14 protein-coding genes are annotated in these 18,874 nt (G+C 43.5%); 10 read left to right on the top strand and 4 right to left on the bottom strand.

Going from position 1 to position 18,874, the window contains the following annotated elements:
• Positions 1-68 precede the first annotated feature (68 nt).
• On the bottom strand, positions 69-323 hold the full coding sequence (locus HOP38_RS09630) for a hypothetical protein (protein ID WP_006071801.1): 255 nt from the start codon (positions 321-323) through the stop codon (positions 69-71).
• A gap of 327 nt (positions 324-650) precedes the next feature.
• On the opposite strand from HOP38_RS09630, the gene HOP38_RS09625 reads away from it, so the two are divergent.
• The 5 genes from HOP38_RS09625 (at position 651) to HOP38_RS09605 (ending at position 8,084) form a co-directional block, all read left to right on the top strand.
• Entirely contained in the window at positions 651-2,414 is a 1,764-nt protein-coding gene (locus tag HOP38_RS09625; protein ID WP_198557950.1) for an ABC transporter ATP-binding protein, read from the top strand.
• Positions 2,408-4,195: an ABC transporter ATP-binding protein gene (locus HOP38_RS09620; RefSeq protein WP_198557949.1), complete on the top strand. Its 1,788-nt coding sequence runs from the start codon at positions 2,408-2,410 to the stop codon at positions 4,193-4,195. Before HOP38_RS09625 ends, HOP38_RS09620 begins: the two co-directional genes overlap by 7 nt.
• A 75-nt stretch (positions 4,196-4,270) precedes the next feature.
• Positions 4,271-6,247, top strand: a complete 1,977-nt coding sequence (gene uvrB, locus HOP38_RS09615) for an excinuclease ABC subunit UvrB (protein ID WP_198557948.1) — start codon at positions 4,271-4,273, stop codon at positions 6,245-6,247.
• An 80-nt stretch (positions 6,248-6,327) separates the two neighbouring features.
• A complete protein-coding gene (locus HOP38_RS09610; protein WP_063606160.1) occupies positions 6,328-7,212 on the top strand; it encodes a radical SAM protein in 885 nt (294 codons plus the stop codon).
• Between the two features lie 302 nt (positions 7,213-7,514).
• Positions 7,515-8,084, top strand: a complete 570-nt coding sequence (locus tag HOP38_RS09605) for an aldolase/citrate lyase/malate synthase family protein (protein ID WP_124939851.1) — start codon at positions 7,515-7,517, stop codon at positions 8,082-8,084.
• 129 nt (positions 8,085-8,213) lie between these two features.
• Here the strand turns inward: HOP38_RS09605 and HOP38_RS09600 are convergent, their stop codons facing one another.
• Positions 8,214-9,071 (bottom strand): aldose 1-epimerase, encoded by an 858-nt coding sequence (locus HOP38_RS09600; protein ID WP_198557947.1) that lies wholly within the window; start codon positions 9,069-9,071, stop codon positions 8,214-8,216.
• A gap of 252 nt (positions 9,072-9,323) precedes the next feature.
• Between HOP38_RS09600 and HOP38_RS09595 the strand changes: the two genes are divergently transcribed.
• From HOP38_RS09595 to HOP38_RS09575, 5 genes are all read left to right on the top strand, one after another.
• Positions 9,324-12,611 (top strand): DUF5107 domain-containing protein, encoded by a 3,288-nt coding sequence (locus HOP38_RS09595; RefSeq protein WP_198557946.1) that lies wholly within the window; start codon positions 9,324-9,326, stop codon positions 12,609-12,611.
• A 210-nt stretch (positions 12,612-12,821) separates the two neighbouring features.
• On the top strand, positions 12,822-13,814 hold the full coding sequence (locus tag HOP38_RS09590; RefSeq protein ID WP_088877537.1) for an arabinose ABC transporter substrate-binding protein: 993 nt from the start codon (positions 12,822-12,824) through the stop codon (positions 13,812-13,814).
• 46 nt (positions 13,815-13,860) lie between these two features.
• Positions 13,861-15,366 (top strand): ATP-binding cassette domain-containing protein, encoded by a 1,506-nt coding sequence (locus HOP38_RS09585; RefSeq protein WP_031495367.1) that lies wholly within the window; start codon positions 13,861-13,863, stop codon positions 15,364-15,366.
• Positions 15,363-16,358, top strand: coding sequence for an L-arabinose ABC transporter permease AraH (gene araH, locus HOP38_RS09580; RefSeq protein WP_031495369.1), 996 nt, complete (start codon positions 15,363-15,365; stop codon positions 16,356-16,358). The genes HOP38_RS09585 and araH overlap by 4 nt, the downstream gene beginning before the upstream one ends.
• Positions 16,359-16,380: 22 nt before the next feature.
• A complete protein-coding gene (locus HOP38_RS09575; protein WP_198557945.1) occupies positions 16,381-17,574 on the top strand; it encodes an ROK family transcriptional regulator in 1,194 nt (397 codons plus the stop codon).
• A gap of 29 nt (positions 17,575-17,603) precedes the next feature.
• On the opposite strand, the gene HOP38_RS09570 is transcribed toward HOP38_RS09575, so the two are convergent.
• Both HOP38_RS09570 and HOP38_RS09565 read right to left on the bottom strand, forming a co-directional pair.
• On the bottom strand, positions 17,604-18,266 hold the full coding sequence (locus tag HOP38_RS09570) for an HAD-IA family hydrolase (protein ID WP_198557944.1): 663 nt from the start codon (positions 18,264-18,266) through the stop codon (positions 17,604-17,606).
• A gap of 5 nt (positions 18,267-18,271) precedes the next feature.
• Positions 18,272-18,760: a heme-degrading domain-containing protein gene (locus HOP38_RS09565; protein WP_198557943.1), complete on the bottom strand. Its 489-nt coding sequence runs from the start codon at positions 18,758-18,760 to the stop codon at positions 18,272-18,274.
• Between the last annotated feature and the right edge of the window lie 114 nt (positions 18,761-18,874).

Genomic DNA, 18,874 nt, shown 5'->3' with positions numbered 1-18,874 from the left:
TTTAAATAACGGCCACAAAAAAGCTCTCTAAATAGAGAGCTTTTTCATGATTTCAAACGGCAAATTGACTAACTCAGCAAAATAGAGGTTTCTAAAAGGTGCTGAGCGTTATCTAGTAGCTGTGGGTAGCTATTCATGATTTGCTTAAATTTGTCATCGATAGAGTCTATGCAAACCAAAGAGTTGAACATCTCTACTGCCTGATCAGGGTTAACACTCAGTGTGTTTTTGAGTGCTTCCAAATTGATATGGTTAGCGTGTTCTACTCTTGTGATTGCTGTGTCGACCATATCGAAGGTAATAGAGTTTATATTTTGTGTCATCGGATAGGTCACTTATATAGTTTTTACTAGAAAAAAGTAAGTCCAGTGCGTCTCGATGATACTGGATAAAAAGTGAGTTTCTTATGACTAAGATCATGTCTTGTTTGATTTTCGGCTGGACGACCTATAACACACTGCTACAACTTAGAAGAAGTAGAACAAATATTAGTGAGTTTAGTTTGGGATAATTTTTATGAATCCATTCACAAGACTAATTAAAGTTGATATTATCAACCATATTCTAAAGCTAATCCTATGCTACTGACACAATCTGGTCATATCAGCATCGACTAGTACGCCCCTAAATCTTTCCAAATAAAGAGCTTTATGAACACTAGGCAGTTGATTTCGCACTATTTGTATATGAATCGCAAATCCTATATTTTCGCGATCATTTTTATTTTTCTCGTTAACTGGCTGCAAGTAGAAATTCCACGCTATATCCAACTGGCGATAGATCTGATTGATGATGCGTCGAATGACGGTCATCAACAATTGCAAACTTATGTCGCCATCGTAGTGGGCATGTCTGTAGCTATGGTTGTGGTGCGTATTCTGTCTCGAGTGTATGCGCTTAACCCCGGAAGGATTGCAGAAGCTGCACTTAAAAATAGACTGTTAAAACAGCTCAATCGGCTACCAAATAGCTACCACGAGAAGTTTGCATCAGGTCGACTCATTTCTATCATGAACAACGATGTGATGGGGGTTCGACTGATGTTTGGGATTGGCTTTCTCCAGTTCTTTAACACTATGTTTGCTCTTTCTCTGACACCAATTTGGATGTGGCGTATCGCTCCAGAACTGACTATGTATTCAGTCATTCCAATCTCCATTGCTTTTGTGATTTTCCGCATTGGATTTAAGCGAATGAAAGTGTTGCACACTGAGCATATGAATCGGCTACAAAGTTTGTCTGCTCAGCTTATGAGCTACTTGTCAGGCATCGACTTGATTAAGAATCAACGCATGTCACCTTGGGTAACTACAGAAATAGAGAAGCTCAATCAGCAACTGCTGCGTTGCCGAATGCAGATTACTCGAATCCAGGTGTTCTTTTTACCGGTACTTGATTACGCCAATGACCTAATGAAGATATTAATTCTCGGTCTAGGTGGTTACATGCTGATGAATCAAGAGCTAACTCTTGGCGAAATTACCGCATTTCTTACTTATTCTGTGTTATTAGCTATGCCATTGATGCAGCTTGGTCGAATCGCGACTATCTACCAGCGAGGTATTGTTGGTATTCAAAGTGCTCAAACTATCCTCAATGTTCAAATCCCTGAAACTGATCAAACTCGTTTCACTGATGAGGATGTTGAACAGTTGAAAGGGGAGTCGTTATCGGTAAGAAATTTGAGTTTTCATTATCCAAATGATGAACGGCTGATTTTGGACAATATCAGCTTTGACATTCCAGCGGGGAAAAAAGTAGGGGTACTTGGTGGAATCGGCTCAGGCAAAACAACCTTGGTGAACTGCCTGAATCATCATTTAGATGTTCCCACTAATGCCATTTTCTTAGGTGGTAAAGACATTACGGATTTTGCCCGCAGTGACTTGCGTCGCTATGTTAAGACCGTCACCCAAGATCCTTATCTGTTCTCGGCCACGGTAGAAGAGAATATTCGATTTGGTAGTGCCAACAATGATGCCACAAAGGAGCAAGTGGACGAAGTGCTCTCGCTGAGCCAGCTCGCAAACGATGTGGCTAGGTTTGAGGATGGTGATCAAACTCTGGTAGGTGAAAAAGGCATTATGCTCTCTGGTGGGCAAAAGCAGAGGTTGAGCATTGCACGAGCACTCTTAGAGCCTGCAGACCTTGTCATTATGGATAACGTACTCTCTGCGGTTGATTACGAAACCGAACGTAAAATATTGAATGGGTTATTTGAGCGACTCAAACACCAATCGGTGCTCGTGGTATCGCACCGTGTTAACGCTTTAGAATATATGGATGAGATCATCGTACTTAATGAAGGCAAGATAATTGCGAAAGGTGACCATAAAACGTTACTGAAAACATGCCCGTACTATTTGGAAACGTGGCAGCTTCAGCAAAATGAAGCGGAGGCGAGCGCATGTTAAAAGGTGTCGACGTAAAGTATCTCAAGCACTTCTTCAAGTTCGCTAAGAAATACAAGAAAACCGCTCTGATTGGTATTGCTATGCTTCCTCTGTCGGTCGCAACCAGCTTGTTATTCCCTTGGTTAATTATCCAAGTTATTGACGTTCAGTTGGGACAAAATGACTTCGCTGGGTTAATGCAATATGTGGTGTATTTGGTCCTAGTCCTTATTGCAGGGTACGTGGTGGACACCACTTATGCTTACAATTTAAGAAAAACTGGTCAACTAACGATTACCGACATGCGCGCAGTGTTGTTTGAACGCGTACTCAGACTTCCGCGTAGCTATTTCGACAATACGCCAGCAGGCGTCACGTTGTCACGTTTGACGAGTGATTTAGAGACTATCGGTGAAACGTTTGTGCAATCAGTTGTCGGGTTGGTAAAGGATTCAATAAACACCATTGCCTTGTTGGTAATGATGCTATTTATCGATTGGAAGCTGACTTTGATCGTATTAGTAGTCATGCCACCTGTTATGTATTTAACGGTGTATGTACGTAATCGTCTAAGAGCTTTACATAAGATAACGCGCGCATCCTTAGCAAGAGGTATCGGTTATCTGCAAGAATTGTTGTTCGGTATGAGTACCGTTCAAATGTACCGCGCTGAAGAGAAAGTAGAAGCGAAATACAATGGGCATATTGATGAGTTTTTGGTTGCTCAAAAGAAAATCAATAAGTATGACGCCATCTTATTCTCTTTCATTTCAGGTGTGACGTCGGTAACCATTGGTCTCATGATTTGGTATGGCTCTGAACAAGTGCTAGCCGGAACGCTGACTTTAGGTGTACTGATTGCCTTTATTAATACGCTAGAAAAAGTGTTTGTGCCGATTCGTGATTTCACTTCTCAAATTGCCTCTATTCAAAGCTCGTTTGCGGCGTTTGATCATATCGAAGAACTGTTTGTTGAGCCGACGGAGGAACAAGGTCGAACCTTGTTACCGAGTCATCAGGTCCAACAACCATTGCAAGAGTTTGTGAGCTTAGAGTTCATTAATGTTAGTTTTCGATATAAACAAGATGCTCCGTATGTACTGAAAGACGTTTCTTTCGTACTTAAAAAAGGCCATCAAATTGCCTTGGTAGGTTCTACTGGCTCTGGAAAATCAACCATCATGAGATTGATTTCAAAAACCTATCAAGATTATGAGGGCAGTATTCTGTTAAATGGCATTGAGTTATCGAAGATTTCAGTGGATGACTCGGCACACCTATTTTCGATGATGATGCAAGATGTTCATTTGTTTGAAGAAAGTATCGAGTTCAATATCGCCCTTGGTAAACCGGGGATTGATCGTGAACAAGTCGAGCAAGCCGCACGCTATGTCTATGCAGATCGATTTATAGAACAGTTACCTCGAAGTTATGACTCGGTTTTAGATAAGAATGGTTCGAACTTATCGGTGGGGCAGACGCAGCTTATCTCGTTTGCTCGAGCAGTTGCTCAAGGTGGGCAGATTATGATGCTTGATGAAGCGACAAGCTCTGTAGATTCGATTACTGAAGATCTTATTCAGAAAGCCATGCAGCGTTTATTTGAGGAAAAAACGGTTATCGCTATTGCTCACCGTTTAAGTACCATCAAACACTCGGATCAAATTTTAGTATTAGAAAAGGGTCGAATAGTCGAACAGGGCAACCATCGACAATTGGTGTCTATTAATGGCATCTATGCAGGGTTGTTAAGTGAGTCGACAGGGGACACAAGTGAGATCGATTCTGCAGAAGCTATATGATTCAAGCAAGCTTCGCTTAGTCACTTTGACGATTATAGGCATATACTTTAGTACTGTTCTTCAGAGGGCGAGTATATGTCTAAAAACAAATTTATCCTTCATTCCGCATACCCACCTTCAGGAGATCAACCTGAAGCCATCGCTCGTTTAATCTCAGGCATCGAAGCTGGCAAAAGCCATCAAACATTACAAGGCGTAACGGGGTCGGGTAAAACATTCACGATGGCGAATATTATCCATCGCTTGAAACGACCCACGTTGATTCTTGCTCATAACAAAACATTAGCTTCCCAGTTATATAGCGAGATGTGTCACTTCTTTCCTGAGAATGCCGTTGAGTATTTTGTTTCCTATTACGATTACTTTCAGCCAGAAGTCTACATTCCCGGTAGCGACCGTTTTATCCGCAAAGACTCCGCGATTAACGAACAGCTAGAGCGACTAAGGCTCTCGGCAACCAAGTCACTGATTGAGAGAAGAGACGTTATCGTGGTGGCTTCCGTTTCTTCTGTCTACGGGTTAGGCGATCCGCAAGCTTATCGAGACTTACAAATATCGCTCGCAGTAGGTGAGGCACTAGATAAAGCTGATTTAACTGAACGATTAGCACGCTTACAATATACTCTTACCGAGCCCAAATTAGAGCGCGCTGGTTTTCGCATTCGTGGCGACGAAATAGATGTGTTTCCAGCTGATTCTGCCCAAGATGCTATTCGCATTACTTTAAATAGCGGTGTTATTCAGCACCTTGATTGGGTCGACCCTATAGCAGGTACACTCTTAAAATCTTGCACAGAGTACAAGATTTCACCTAAAACACTCTATGCGTCGTCACCACAAAAAGTCCGTAAAGCCAGTGAGTTGATCCGTATTGAAATGGAACAAAGAGTTAAAGAGCTCAACGAAGAAAACCGATTAACCGAGGCGGCAAGGCTTTACGAACGGTGTATGCAAGATATTGAAATGATGCAGCAATACGGTTATTGCTCCGGGATCGAAAATTATGCCTGTTATCTTAATGAACGAGATCCTGAGCTACCGCCGACGACATTAATGGATTACCTACCTAAGGATGGGCTGGTGTTTATCGACGAGTCTCACGTGATGGTTCCTCAGATTTCAGCAATGTCGAAATCAGACCGAAGTCGTAAAGATACCCTTATTGATTACGGGTTTCGTCTTCCTTCAGCTTTAAATAATCGTCCACTGACGTTCAGTGAATTTGAAAAGGCAAAACCGCAGACCATTTTTGTTTCTGCGACGCCAGGAAAATACGAAGTTCAGCGTTCAGGTGGAGTGGTGGTTGAACAAATTATTCGACCAACAGGTTTGCTTGACCCTGAGGTTGAGGTGCGCCCATCAGCTAACAATATGGAAGACCTGTTAAAGGAGATACGTCAGCGTACCAGTAATAATGAACGAGTGCTCGTGACCACTTTAACTAAGGTAAGTGCGGAGTCGTTAAACGACCATATGGCGGAGCAGGGAATACGCGTTCGTTACTTACATTCCGATATTAAAACCTCAGAAAGAGTCGATATTATCAATGGATTAAGGGCTGGGGAGTTCGATGTCTTGATTGGTATCAACCTACTCAGAGAAGGGCTGGATATTCCAGAGGCTTCCTTGGTTGCCATTCTCGACGCGGACCACGCAGGATTTCTACGTTCGGTAGAAGCGCTGATTCAGATCATTGGTCGAGCAGCACGAAATGCCAATGGTAAGGCGATTTTGTATGCCGATAGAATCACACCCGCCATGAAGCAAGCGATAGACGAATCGCTACAAAGACGCAAAAGACAACAAGTTTATAATCAAGCAAATGCCATTGTGCCCGCTACATCGCGTCGTAAAGTGGCATCAGCAATGGAAGAGGCGCAGCAACAGGCTTGTCATAATGTCGCGTTTTGCGACAGTCTTGCTAGCCTTTGTCAACAAATCACCGCGCGCGAGAAAGGACTGCTTGAAGCGGTCTCTGTGCAAAATGATGCGCAAATTCGTCAAATACGAGCGGAACTGGATAGTTTATATAGGCAGTTCATATTTATGTAGTTCTAGCTCACCTTGTTCGTTGGACGAGAGGTCAAAGTGCGTTACGATTTCGCTAACGCACTTACTTAACAGGATATCGGATGCTCAATTACATTGAACCGGTTTTTAGACCACCGTCAGAGTGGAAGTCGCTGATATTACAAGTAACCAATGGTTGTAGCCATAATCAATGCACTTTCTGCGATATGTATACTCAGTCTCAGAAGAAGTTTCGTCCTAAGAAACTAGAAGAACTAGAGCAAGAATTGCAGCAAGTGGCCGCGTCTGGTGCACGAGTTCACCGAGTTTTCCTTGCGGATGGTGATGCGATGACATTACCATTTCATCGCCTTAAAGCGATCTGTGAGTTAATTCATCGCTACCTTCCCAACATTCAACGTATCTCAAGCTACTGTTTACCACGAAATTTAACCAACAAGACATCGGAGCAACTCGCAGAGCTTAGAGAGCTTGGGTTGAGTTTGATGTATATCGGTTGTGAAAGCGGAGATGACGAAGTACTAGCTAAAGTGAAAAAAGGTGAGACATTTGAATCATCGTTGGCCGCGCTAAACAAGATAAAAGCGGCAGGCATGAAAAGTTCTGTCATGATCCTAAATGGTCTAGGCGGCCCTATTTTGAGTGAGCAGCATGCACTGAATTCGGCCAAGCTAATGAATGCCGCTCAGCCAGACTATCTCTCAACCTTAGTAGTGTCTTTTCCATTTGGTGAAGAGCGCGTCGCGGCTGAATATAACGGTGACTTTCGCCAATTGACTCAACCCGAGTTATTCAAAGAAATAAAATTATTGCTTGAACACTTACAGTTAGACAAGACAATATTCCGCTCAGATCATGCTTCCAACTATCTAGTGCTCAAAGGAGTACTGGGTAAAGATAAAGAGGCATTATTGCAACAAGTTGAGCTGGCAATTCATCATCCAGAGCAAATTTCGCTCCGCCAAGAGTGGCAAAGAGGTTTGTAAAAATCCCCTTTTTTACTCGTTCACACAGTGAATTTTACAAAACTCGCTTTTAGCGGGTTTTGTGTTTTTTGCATGTCTGATTTTATTAACGTATTGAAAAATTGAGAATAAATATGATTTCCAAGAGTGCTTTATCGATTTTTACAAAGAGTGATTTTGTAAAATTGACAGTGTGAAAATTTCGTTGTGAAATTGTTGTCAAAAAAGCGCTATTCTAATAATCAAGCAATAACGAGACAAACCAACAAGGTGTTAAGGGTATTTGCTTAAGCTGTTATTAATTGCCTCTGAAGGAATAGACTATGAATATGCAGACATTCGATAAAACAGAACTACATAACCCACAAAATTTTATCGCTGAAGCCGTGTTTGCCGTGGAAATGGTCAACGCTGATAAGCCAACTCAAAAACAACAAATGACTAAGCAACTTCTTGATACCTTGTTCCCGCTAGAGAATGGTTCTCACGAGGATGTAGTAAGTTATGAAATTGACTATCGCCACGTTCAAGCGTACTTCAAAAATGGTCAACATAGCGGCCTGCGCCATGCCAAACAGTTTGTTGCTTATACTGGCGACAAGTGTTCTCCGGATTCGATTCTGTTCCGCGACGAAAGTGGCACTCACGTAGAAGTTACGTTCGCTCGCCGTCAAGGCAACGGGTTTCTACAGCTGGTTCAAATTGCTGATATTCAATTAGAAACGTGTACTACGTTTGGTCAGTCTGAAGGCCATCAAACCACGGGTCTTCGTCACTGGGTAAGCTTGGTAAAAGGCGATGATAAATGTCGCCCAACGGCGAGTAATGAAGACAAGGAATATACAGCGAAGAGTGGTGAAGATTACATGCTAGGTTTTTGTTTCGCCATTTAATGCTACTCATCCACCTTCAATCTAGGATGTGATAGCGAGCCTAAATATCGTAGATGATACCGATTAAAAAAGCCGTGCCTTCAAAGGTACGGCTTTTACGTTACATCGGCTTCTAGGCAAACGTCACCTTTAAATCACGCTAATTTTCATCTGTAGCTCCATTGATTCTCCCCCTTCTAAACGAACCAATGAATCACTCTGTCTATGATGGTGAGCACCGACCCAGTGAGATTGCGGCTCTATACAGATGAAGCCACTCCTGTTATTGGGTTGGTAGACCTGTAGGTACTTCATAGGGCTTACTATGGCAAGGGTTATTCCATTGGGGTGTTCGATAGAAACATCACAGTGTTCGGACCTGAGGTAACCATTGTTTATCCAAATATCGGGTATTGCTTTGGAAACCGAAAAGTCAAAACTCTCGGGGATTTCCGAGACATACTTCGTTGGCAGATAATCATCACCCTCTAACCAAATCCCATCCGCATTGAATTGAACTTTGGTCCCATCAAGAGTATTGAAAAAAGGATGGAACCCGCCGCCAAAAGGAAACGGTGTATTGGTTAAGTTGGTCATCGATAAGGTGATTAACAAGCTTGTATCTTTAAGTGCATAGCAAAGGGAAGCACGATAGGAACAACACCCATAAACATTGGACTCCATGGTTAAGGTTATTGAGTTTGTATGTGGTCGCCATTGCTCGGCTTGCCATTCACTTATCCATGCGTCGCCATGAAGAAAGTAGTAATCATCAAACCGATGATGAGGAAGGTAAAAGTCTCTTTGTTCAAACAAAAAGCGGTTTCCTTTTACTCGATTTGCCATTGGAGCCATAGGAAACAGCCCTGATTCTTCTGCAGATTTAAGGTTACCTTGACGCAATAGATGAAAGTTCTTTGGCTTGTAGAACAGTTGATGAACGGCGGCGCCGTTGCTGGAAACCTGAAGCTTTAAGTAGTCGTTTTCTAAGGTGTAAAGAGTGTTCATGGATGTGTCCTGGTTGCTATGTAGCGATACTACTAAACCGGACCCAAATTAAACTTGGATAACTTCAATAAAAGAACTAAACCACGTTTACTGAAAAGGCGGGAGGGCGTTAATTGAAAATCTGCTTAGTCAATTGACCACTTGTTTTCACGTAACTTTGTTTACTAAACAGCGTGATAAACCCGCAGTTAACAGCGTTAGAAAGTGATTACCATTATTGCCAATCATCACCATCAATTTCAGAAGGTCATCATGGCAAAGAATGTAAAAGTGTGGACAGAGACAGTCACTCTACCCACTTATCAAGTCGGAAAGGTTGATACCAATCCTATTTTTCTGGAAAAACGTGTTTATCAAGGTTCTTCAGGGTCTGTTTATCCGTATGGCGTCATCGACTCAATCACTAACGAATGTGTTAACCAGGAATACAAAGCAGTATTCCTTGAGAACGACTTTATTTATGTGATGCTTTTGCCAGAACTTGGAGGACGAATCCACAAAGCCTATGACAAAGTCCATCAGCGCGACTTTGTTTATTGCAATGATGTCATCAAACCAGCATTGGTAGGTTTAGTTGGGCCATGGATCTCTGGGGGGATAGAGTTTAATTGGCCTCAGCATCATAGACCGACCACGTATATGCCTGTTGACGTCAATATCAGAGAACTAGCAGATGGCAGTGCAGAGGTATGGTTGGGTGAAGTTGAGCATATGTATGGCTTGCAAGTTAGTACAGGCTTTAAGCTCTATCCCAACAAGGCTCTCATTGAGATCACTGGTCGCGTTTACAATTCAAACCCAACGCCTCAACAGTTCTTATGGTGGGCGAATCCGGCAGTAAAAGGTGGCGATGATCACCAGAGCATTTTCCCACCTGATGTCACGGCAGTTTATGACCACGGTAAGCGCGACGTGAGTGCGTTCCCAATCGCCAAAGGAACGTATTATAAAGTTGACTATTCAGCGGGCGTCGATATTTCTCGCTACAAGAACTTACCTGTACCTACGTCATATATGGCTGCAAAATCGGATTACGATTTTGTTGGAGCCTACAGTCACGACGAAAGAGGCGGTCTACTACATGTTGCAAACCATCATATCTCCACAGGTAAAAAACAATGGTCATGGGGTAATTGCGAATTTGGTCAAGCCTGGGATAGGCAGTTAACCGATAGCAATGGCCCATATATTGAATTGATGACAGGTGTCTTCACGGATAACCAACCTGACTTCACTTGGATCGACCCCAACGAAGAAAAAATCTTTGTTCAAAACTTTTTGCCATACAGCGAGTTAGGTCTTGTCCACCAAGCGAACACTGATGTGGCTGTGAATCTAATCAGACAGAACGAACAAGTGCGTATTGGGGTGTACGCTATCTCTGCTATTGAGAATGCCGTCGTTACTGTAAAAGTAGACACTACGACGGTCTATAGTGGCGTAGTATCATTGCTGCCATGCCAATGTCAGTTTGATGACTTCGTGTTCGGTGGTAGTGAGCAGCTGACGCTCGAAGTGCTGACACAGCAAGGACGTAAGACGCTGACCTATACAGAGCAGCAAGAAAGTGAAGAGCCAACACCGGATCCTGCGACTGCACCGAAAATGCCGACAGCCGTCGAATCCATTGATGAACTTTACTTTATCGGCCAACACCTCGAACAATACCATCATGCGACGCGCCATGCTGTTGATTACTATTTAGAAGCGTTAAGACGAGACGAGTTTGACTATCGTTGTAACGTCGCTATGGCCAATCGCGAGTTTGAGCGGTGTGATTACGAACGTAGTTTACATTATGCGAACAATGCGCTGCACCGTGCTCATCAATACAACAAAAACCCACTATGTGGACGAGCAAGCTTGATGCGAGGGCACGCTAACGAGAAGTTGGGGTTGCTACAAGATGCTTACGCAGATTTCTACAAGTCTACTTGGAGTGGTAATTGCAACGATGCAGGTTTCTTAGCTGCAAGTCGGATCTCATTTAAGCAAGGCCGCTATCTTGATGCACTTGAAGAAGTAGAGCGAGTTCTTGAGCTCAATAGCATGAGTTACGAGGCTGCATTTGTGAAGTTGGTGGTTTTAGAGAAACTTCAATCTAAGCAAGCACTCGACTTTGCGAAGCAGTCCCTTGAACGCTTCCCGCTTGGTTACGCACTAGCGATGCATCACTACTTATTGACACTGCAAGAGACTGAGAAGCAAGTATTTATCGAGCTGTGTCAATCTAGACAAGCGAACGCCATCCATGTTGCGAGTTTATATACCTCGCTTAACCTTAACGAAGAAGCGTTGCTGGCACTTGAGCTGATTAATGCCAAAGGTGCTGCCTCTAATATTATCCGTGCGTCCCTGCTTCCAGACTCTGCCAACGTATTGCTAAATCAAGCAGAACAAGAGTTTGCGAGCCATGTCCTTTTTCCCAATGCGCAAGTTGAAGTGAATGCGCTAATGCAATTATCGGGTTACCCGTTTGCCGATTATCTCTTGGGTTGTTTCCACTATGCCAAAAAGTCCTACGACAAAGCAGTGGCATTGTGGGAGCAGGTAATCGAAGCGCGCCCTGAGTTCAAAGAGGCGCATCGAAACCTTGCAATTTACTATGCCAATAAGAAAAAAGACATCGAGACCGCGCTTAAGTACATGGACGCTGCGTGGCAGTTGGATAACAACGATGCTCGAGTACTTTATGAGCTGGATGACCTTAGAAAAATCGCTTTGGTCGACCCTAAAACACGCTTGATGTTACTTAAACCTCATCAAGGCATCATCATGCAACGCGATGACTTAGTGACCGAGTTCATTACTCTACTCAATATTTGTCATGAACATGATAGAGCGTTAGCAATCCTCAAGGAGCGGACTTTCGCACCTTGGGAAGGCGGTGAAGGCCGAGTCACTGGGCAGTATGTGAATGCTTTGATACGTAAGTCGCTGTCTCTGATTAAAGACAAAGAGTACGTATTAGCGAAACAAGCGCTAATTGAAGCACTTGAGTTTCCTGCAAACCTAAATGAGGGGCGACTAGTTGGTCAAATGGATAACGACATCTATTACCTATTAGGGCTGATCGAGCAGAAGTTAGGGGAGGAAAGTGCTGCAAAACAAATGTACCAGCGAGCACTAACGGGAGACTCGGAAGTAACAGAAAGCCGCTATTACAATGACATGCCTGCAGATTACCTGCTGTTTCAAACCTTGGCTATGTATCAGCTTGGTGAACAAGAGCGAGCAGTCAATAAATTCAAAGATATGGCAGCGTGGGTGACCTCAAATGAGAGTCAGCAGGTTGAACACGACTTCTTTGCAGTCTCTTTACCTCAACTTAACGTCTTTGATAAAGATATCCAAACTAACCATCGCACTCATTGCCTGTTTGTCGACTTGTTAGCCAAGCTGGGTTTAGCGCAGATCCAGAGTCAAACATCTGACGAGGTAAACTCCGCGCAACATGCGTTGTTGGATAGTGACCCGAGCCACGCAAAAGCTCACTTATTGTCTTATTTGTCATCAGTTAGCTTAACAGAGTTAGCTTAATGTTTCGTATGCAGCTCACCTCAGTTTGTGATGAGCTGCTTTTTTTTGAATTTTACTCGCGATTACTAAACAGAGATTAGTAAATATCGTGACTAATGATAGCAACATCAACAACCAATTGACTTACTATCGATTGCGCTTTCAGCAAAACAATAGATAGCTAAGTTTTAATCAAACGACGTGATACACCTACAAAGAGTTGGAAGAACTATGAAAACATGGACTAAGAATCTTACCAAAATCGCACTAGCAACTTCGTTAGTGGCTATGGCTACTGGCGCTATTGCGGAAGAAAAAAAGAAAATCGGTTTCATCGTAAAACAGCCTGAGGCAGGTTGGTTCCAAGATGAATGGCGCTTTGCAGAAGTAGCAGCAAAAGAGAAGGGGTTCGACCTAATCAAAATTGGTGCTCAGGATGGTCAAAAGCTGATGTCAGCTCTAGACAATCTAGGCACGCAAAATGCTGATGGTGTCATTGTTTGTGTTCCTAACGTTAAGCTTGGTCCTGCTGTTGTAGCGTCCGCGAAACGCAATGGCTTAAAGCTCATGTCCGTAGACGACCGTTTAGTCGATGGCAATGGCGAACCTATTGAAGACGTAGTTCATATGGGGATTTCAGCCTATAACATTGGACGTGAAGTTGGACAAGCATTACTGGATGAAATTAAAGCTCGAGGTTGGAACACGGAAGAAGTGGCAGTAATGGCACTGACCTACAAACAGCTTCCTACGGCATTTGAACGCTCACAAGGTGCAACGGATGTACTGATGGAGAATAATTATCCTAAACAGAACATTTTCGATACGCCTCACCGTTTGGATAACACAGAACAAGCTTTCAATGCTGCAAACAGCTTAATCACCCAGAAGGGCAATTATAAGAAGTGGATTGTATACGGCATGAATGACCAAGTCGTCATTGGTGGTGTACGTGCTCTCGAAGGCAATGGTATTTCGGCTGACAATATTATCGGTATTGGTATTAATGGTACAGAAGAAGCGATCAATGAGTTCCGCAAACCTATTCAAACTGGTTTCTACGGTACGGTAATTCTGAGTGCAAAAGCTCACGGCTATCAGACTTCTATCAACATGTACAACTGGGTAGCAAATGGTATTGAACCTGAGAAATTGATTTACACCTCTGGTCATTTGGCGACGCGTGCGAACTACGAGCAAGTACGAGCAGACTTAGGTATGTAATAGTTATTAATCGGGGCGAAAGCCCCGATTAAACAAGGAATTAGTCATGAAAAACGAACTCGAATTTCGCGGCGTATCAAAGAATTTCCCAGGAGTAAAGGCGTTAAGCAAGGTGAGCTTTCGTATTGGTCATGGTGAAGTTCATGGATTAATCGGCGCGAATGGTGCCGGAAAAAGCACTTTAATGAAGGTGCTAGGTGGAATCCACAAAGCGAGTGAGGGGGAAGTGCATATTAATGGGGCTTCGGTCAACTTCCAATCCCCTATAGAAGCGATCAATGGCGGTATCGCCATTATCCACCAAGAGCTTCAACTCGTTCCAGAACAGACCGTGGCGGAGAACATCTTTTTAGGAAGGTTTCCGACCAAAGGTGGTGTCATTGATTGGCCAACTATGAATCAACAAGCTCAGCTTCAGTTGGACAAACTAGGGTTGACGTTCGCACCGAGCGACAAGGTTAATACGCTTTCTATGGGTCAGCAGCAAATGGTAGAAATTGCCAAAGCGCTGATCCTAAATGCCAATATTATTGCGCTGGATGAGCCGACCAGTAGTTTGTCTGCTGCGGAAACCGAGACTTTGTTTCGCGTAATTAGACAGTTGCAATCAGAGGGCAAGATTCTCATTTATATTTCTCATCGCATGGCAGAAATATTCGAGGTTTGCAGCTCTGCAACCGTCATGAAAGATGGCTGTCATGTGATTACTTATGATGATATTCGCGACACTGACAGGCCAACTCTCATTGAAAAAATGATAGGGCGAAACCTCGGCGATATGTACAGCTTTCGTGAGCGTTCTTTAGGTGATGACTGTTTGGTGTTGGGGGCTATTGAAAGTAACCAGTTTGCCAAACCAGTCCAATTTAGAGCTCGTACCGGAGAGGTGTTAGGCTTCTTTGGATTGGTCGGTTCAGGTCGAACGGAGCTAATGAAATCCCTCATAGGTGCGTTGCCAACCAAATCTATTTCAATGCAACTTGACGGGATCGATTTACAAGCATTAACGCCAAAAACAGCCATTCAGAACGGCATCATTTACTGTTCCGAAGACCGAAAGAAAGAAGGCAATATCACTTTCCGATCAGTACTTGAAAACATCACTATCAGTAGCCGTCGAAATTACTGGAAGTTAGGCGGAATCTTAGACCTTATCAAAGAGACAAAATCGGCGGAGCATTTCGTTAATCGGTTGGACATTAAAACCCCTAACTTAGCAAAAGAAATCCAGTTCTTATCGGGAGGGAATCAACAAAAGGTGATCTTAGCCAGGTGGTTAAGTGAGTCGAGTATGAACGTGCTGATCGTTGACGAGCCAACTCGTGGTATAGACGTGTCAGCCAAAAATCAAATCTATAACGTCCTTTACGAGCTTGCTGAACAAGGTGTCACAATTATTGTTATCTCCAGTGAACTGCCTGAGGTAATGGGTATCACCGATAGACTTTATGTGATGCGAGAAAATGAAATTTCAGCTGAATTCTTACGCCATCAATATAGCGAAGAAAAAATACTATCTAAAGCATTCCCTGAGAAGGAGATCACTGTATGACCGCTCTTAACAAACCATTGAGCGTAGCACCTAAAAATGACAACTCAATTTGGAAACGGATAAGAGGAAGTGAGAACTTCAACATTATCGTTGTTTATATTGTGTTGTTCATCTCGCTGTCGCTTTTCGTACCGTACTTTTTCTCTGCACGAAATATGGTAGGTCTAGGCCTTTCAATTTCTCAAATAGGGATGGTCGCGTGTACTATGATGTTTTGCTTGGCATCCAAGGACTTTGATTTGTCTGTGGGATCTCAAGTTGCCTTCTATGGCGTATTGACTGCATTAGTCGTCAATGCGACAGGCAGTTTTATGCTGGGTATTTTAGGAGCACTATGTGCCGGCCTATTTATCGGCTTAATGAACGGAATCTTTGTCACTAAGGTACGGGTGAATGCTCTAATCGCTACATTAGCAATGATGGAGATTGTTCGAGGTGGCGCTTACATTATCTCTGGGGGTAATGCGGTGGGTGTCGTTAACATGAACTTCTTTATGTTAGGACAATCAACCATTTTAGGTCTGCCAACGCCCATCGTGATTACCATTATTTGTTTTATCGCCTTTGGCTTTTTGCTCAAAAATACGGCCTACGGACGCAATGCTCTTGCGGTGGGTGGCAACTCAGATGCTGCTAAATTGGCGGGCGTAGATGTCGACAAGGTACGCATAGCAAACTTTGCCATTCAAGGCGCGGTGTGTGCTGTCGCTGGTATTATTTTGGCTTCTCGTATTACCAGTGGACAACCGAATGCCTCACTGGGATTTGAGCTCAGTGTTATTTCTGCCTGTGTGTTAGGTGGTGTGTCATTGAATGGCGGCAAGGCGAGTATTGTTGGTGTTGCGATCGGTGTATTGATTATGGGTACGGTGGAAAATGCGCTCAACCTTCTAAACGTTGACTCTTTCTATCAGTACTTAGTACGTGGTGGCATACTTCTATTAGCTGTGGGTGCAGACCAATATAGACAACGACTTGCTGAGAAAGGTTAACCCAAAGGACTAAGAGGCACATATGATTAAGGGCATGAACAACAAATCTGTTCGTAGCTTCAATTCGAAGCAGGTTATGCGCCTCCTATTCCAACATAGGAAGTTGTCTAAATCACAACTGGCCACTAAGTTGGAGTTGAGCATTCCTGCATTGACAAAGATATTAAATTATCTGATTGACTTAGAGCTAGTTGAGCATATTGACGTCGTACATTCTGGACGAGGGAACGCTACTGGAATGTACCAAATGACACAGAATACAACGCCTATTCTGTGTCTTCACATCACGCCTTATCGTATATCAACTACCGTACTTAATGGATTAATGGATCCCATTGTTGATTATCGCAGTCTAGAGATAAACCCAACGCACCCATCAGAGTTAGTTGCTTCCGTGTTTGCGATTTATCGACAATGCATAAAAGAAACGGGTAGCTCGAGATTCAAAGTTGCTATGGCGTTGCACGGCCAAGTGGATCGACGCGCTGGGACCTCTGTTTTGATGCCACAAGCTAGGTGGGCTGAGCCAATAGATTTCAAATACTTACTAGAAGAGGAGTTTGGTGCTGAGGTTCAGGTCGATAATGATTGTGTTATGTTGGCACTGGCCGAAAAGTGGCTCACCAAGGACCATCCTAAAGATTTTTGCGTTATCAATGTTGATTATGGGATTGGTTCATCATTCTTGGTCAATGACAAAATATTTCGTGGCGAGTTGTTTGGCAGTGGACAAATAGGACATTCGATTATCGACCAAGATGGACGAAAATGTTGTTGTGGTAGATATGGTTGTCTAGAAACCATCGCCTCAACCAAGGCGATAACATCTGAAGTTCGTAAGATGCATAAGACCAATCATAATCATAGCGGTGAGCCTTCGCAGATATCCTTTGAAGATGTGGCTACACTTTATCACTCGGGTGACATGGTGACTAAGCAAACTATCCAAAAAGCAGCAGGGTCGTTTGGTATCAGTTTGTATAACTTTCTTGTGACTTTGAGTGTCAACGATATTGTTATCTATGGTGATATTCGACGTCTTGGTCATGAGTGGTTAGACATTGTCAAAAGTAAAGCGCTATTCAATCCGTTTGAAGCTAACACTAATGCCCTAAAGGAGCAAAGGGCATCGGTGCGATATGGTGAGTTGCCAGACTCTAGGTTGCTCAATGGTATAGGTTTCCTATACATAGAAGCACTAATAGACAATTTCTGAACAGGCTAGGCGTATGCCTCCTTTTCGGCTTACAACGTCAGGGTAAATCCGTGTTCTGTCTTTTCAATCTGAATATCAGAAGGCTTGAATATATAGCCATCCGCGTCAGGCAATTCACTTCTTGAGCTATGACTGAGCACCGCAATGCTCTGGCAACCTGCTGCGATCCCTGAGTTGAGGCCAGCGACCGCATCTTCAAAGCAGATGCATTCTTCAGGATTCAGATTCAGTTCTTTCGCCCCTCTCAAATAAGGTTCGGGGTGTGGTTTGCCTTGGGAGAGCAACTCGGGTGTAACAAGGATTTTGGGCTGAGGGAGGTTTGCCGCTTTCATTCTAGCTGTTGCTACTGGCAATGTGCCAGAGGTAACGATAGCCCACGGGATACCGAGCTCATTTAAGCTGTTTAGTAGCTCAACGGCGCCAGGTAGCGCAGTGGTGCCTTCGGTGTGGGTGGCTTCATAGCGTTCTAGATAGTCAAATTCGGCTTGAACTTCTGGTGTATCTACTGATGCATTAAGCAGCTCAGCGATTGATTCGATAGCAGACCTTCCGTGAATCCTCGACATCACGTAGCTAGGCTCGAGACCTTTAGATTCTCCCCAGCGTGACCATGCACGTGTCACTGCTGGGATTGAGTCGACTAATGTACCGTCTAGGTCGAATAACAGACCTTTAAATGAAAGCGTCGTCACGATAACTATTCCTTTTTCAAATACTGTGAGAGCACATCTACGATTAGCTGGTGGTCTTCGTGTTGAGGCAAACCTGAAACCGTAATCGTTCCTATCATACCTGTGTTTTTAACTCGAATAGGAAAAGAACCGCCAAATGGGCTGTAATCTTTCTCATCAATGAAAGAAGCTTGTTCTATATTCTTTCCCTTCATTTCTAGGTAATGCTTCATATACCAAGAACTGCGCTGAAAACGCTTGGTAACGTTTGATTTTCTTCTCACCCATTCTTGATTGTCTAATGTTGCTCCGTCAAGTGCACAGTGGAAAAGGCACTGCTCGCCAACCGAAATATTGATGGCAACCTTGGCGTGCTTTTCGATGGCGTTGGCACGCAGCTCATTACCGATATCCCAAGCGACTTGCTGATTGAAATAGGGGAACTGCAACAGGTTTTCTTCCGCAATAAGAGTGTCGAGTCTTGTTTGAGTGTTTGATGTCGTAGTGGCGGGCATATTCCGCTCCTTTCTAAAACGAAAAAGGGCGAAGTAACACTGGACACGAATGATGGTTACTTCGCCAAAAACTTGGAACCGAACAAGTAGTCAGCCCAAGTCCGAGGTGAGAAG

This window comes from Vibrio mediterranei, assembly GCF_013364395.1.
GTDB lineage: Bacteria > Pseudomonadota > Gammaproteobacteria > Enterobacterales > Vibrionaceae > Vibrio > Vibrio mediterranei.
This window is presented reverse-complemented; position numbering and strand designations above follow the sequence as displayed.

What these genes read in the sequence shown, in the direction of transcription:
- HOP38_RS09595 (WP_198557946.1), top strand. Translation starts at nt 9,324, where the DNA reads ATGGCAAAGAATGTAAAAGTGTGGACAGAGACAGTCACTCTACCCACT.
- HOP38_RS09585 (WP_031495367.1), top strand. Translation starts at nt 13,861, where the DNA reads ATGAAAAACGAACTCGAATTTCGCGGCGTATCAAAGAATTTCCCAGGA.
- HOP38_RS09625 (WP_198557950.1), top strand. Translation starts at nt 651, where the DNA reads ATGAACACTAGGCAGTTGATTTCGCACTATTTGTATATGAATCGCAAA.
- uvrB (WP_198557948.1), top strand. Translation starts at nt 4,271, where the DNA reads ATGTCTAAAAACAAATTTATCCTTCATTCCGCATACCCACCTTCAGGA.
- araH (WP_031495369.1), top strand. Translation starts at nt 15,363, where the DNA reads ATGACCGCTCTTAACAAACCATTGAGCGTAGCACCTAAAAATGACAAC.
- HOP38_RS09565 (WP_198557943.1), bottom strand. Translation starts at nt 18,760, where the DNA reads ATGCCCGCCACTACGACATCAAACACTCAAACAAGACTCGACACTCTT.
- HOP38_RS09620 (WP_198557949.1), top strand. Translation starts at nt 2,408, where the DNA reads ATGTTAAAAGGTGTCGACGTAAAGTATCTCAAGCACTTCTTCAAGTTC.
- HOP38_RS09590 (WP_088877537.1), top strand. Translation starts at nt 12,822, where the DNA reads ATGAAAACATGGACTAAGAATCTTACCAAAATCGCACTAGCAACTTCG.
- HOP38_RS09575 (WP_198557945.1), top strand. Translation starts at nt 16,381, where the DNA reads ATGATTAAGGGCATGAACAACAAATCTGTTCGTAGCTTCAATTCGAAG.
- HOP38_RS09605 (WP_124939851.1), top strand. Translation starts at nt 7,515, where the DNA reads ATGAATATGCAGACATTCGATAAAACAGAACTACATAACCCACAAAAT.
- HOP38_RS09610 (WP_063606160.1), top strand. Translation starts at nt 6,328, where the DNA reads ATGCTCAATTACATTGAACCGGTTTTTAGACCACCGTCAGAGTGGAAG.
- HOP38_RS09630 (WP_006071801.1), bottom strand. Translation starts at nt 323, where the DNA reads ATGACACAAAATATAAACTCTATTACCTTCGATATGGTCGACACAGCA.
- HOP38_RS09600 (WP_198557947.1), bottom strand. Translation starts at nt 9,071, where the DNA reads ATGAACACTCTTTACACCTTAGAAAACGACTACTTAAAGCTTCAGGTT.